The sequence below is a fragment of the Nonomuraea lactucae genome (assembly GCF_003313395.1).
Lineage (GTDB): Bacteria > Actinomycetota > Actinomycetes > Streptosporangiales > Streptosporangiaceae > Nonomuraea > Nonomuraea lactucae.
Window position 1 is genome coordinate 1 of sequence record NZ_QNFZ01000485.1, and the last position, 1,310, is coordinate 1,310.

At 78.2% G+C, this 1,310-nt stretch carries 1 protein-coding gene; it reads right to left on the minus strand.

The features are described 5' to 3' along the window. The coding region (locus DQW85_RS46005; protein WP_205315330.1) for a hypothetical protein at window positions 1-214 on the minus strand (214 nt) is incomplete at its 3' end. Window positions 215-1,310: the final 1,096 nt, after the last annotated feature.

A 1,310-nucleotide genomic window follows, 5' to 3' on the forward strand; every position in this document is an offset into this window, starting at 1 on the left:
CGCCGTGCGTCCCGGCGAGACCGCCGCCGTGCGCCCCGACGCCATGAGCCGCTCCCTGGACGAGGGAGGCGGCTCCACCGACGCCGGCGACCTGCGCCGCACCGGGCAACGGCTCGACGACAGGAGGCGCCACAGGCCGTGCCTGCGAGCCGTCCGACGCCATCCGCAGGGCGCCGCCCTTCCGGCGGTCACCGAAGAGACCGGCGCCCGGCACCACGGCACCCGGTCGCGCATCCGAGACCGCCGAGCCGGTCCGCGGCGACAGCGGGCTCCCGGACCGGCCCGCCCTCGCGGCCACGCCCTTCGTGGCGGTCTGAGCGACTCCCTGGGCGGTGGCAGGCCACCGGTTCCCGTCCAGCGTGCCGGACCTGGGGGTCCTCCCGGTGGCCCCCTCCAGCGCGGCGAGCCCGGGGGTCGTCCCCGTCCGGCCGGCCCTCGCGGTCTCGCCGAGTCCTGCGAGCGTGGCGGCTCCAGGAGTGCTCGGCGTCCGGCTCGACGCCGCGGTCCCACGGGTCCCCGTGGCGTTGGCGGGCCGGACGGCGCCGTCGGCCAGGCCGGTCGCCCGGCCGGTCCGATCGCCCCAGCCCGTCCGGTCAGTCCGGCCGGTCCGATCACTCCAACCCGTCCGGTCGGTCCGGCCCGTCCGATCGCCCCAGCCCGTCCGGTCAGTCCGGCCGGTCCGATCGCTCCAACCCGTGCTCTCGGTGCGGTGGCTCCTCTCGGTGCGATGACTCCTCTCCGTGCGGGGGCTCGCGGCAGTGCCGGTGGTCGAGGCAGCCCCGCGACCGCTCTCGCTCGCGGGCCGCCGTGGCCGCGCCGCCCCGGTGATCCCGCGGGTTCCGGTCACTCCGGCGGTCCCGGAGGTCCCTGTGGTTCCGGTCGTGGGGGCAGGACCGGCGGTTCCGGTCGGCCCGACAAGCCCGTTCGTTCCGGGCGTCGTCCCGGTGAGTCCGCCAGGACCGGCGGTTCCCGCGGTGGTCCCGGCCGTCGTCCCGGTGAGCCCGGAGGGTCCACCGGGCCCGATCGGTCCGGTTGGTCCGGTTGGTCCGGTTGGTCCGGCGACGCCGGTGGTCCCCGTGATCCCGTCGATCCCAGTCGTGCCGGTCGTGCCGGTCGTGCCGGGCGCTCCAGTTGAGCCTGGTGTGCCGGCGACGCCGGTCGCTCCAGTGCTCCCCGCGGTGGCGCCCGGCCCATCGGGACCGGCGAGGCCGCTGCCAGGAAGGTCCCCGGCCACACCGCGGGGAAGAACCGCCGCCCGGCTTCCGGCCGCGCCACCGGGGAGGCGGCCGGCCGTGGCACCGGCGGCGCCG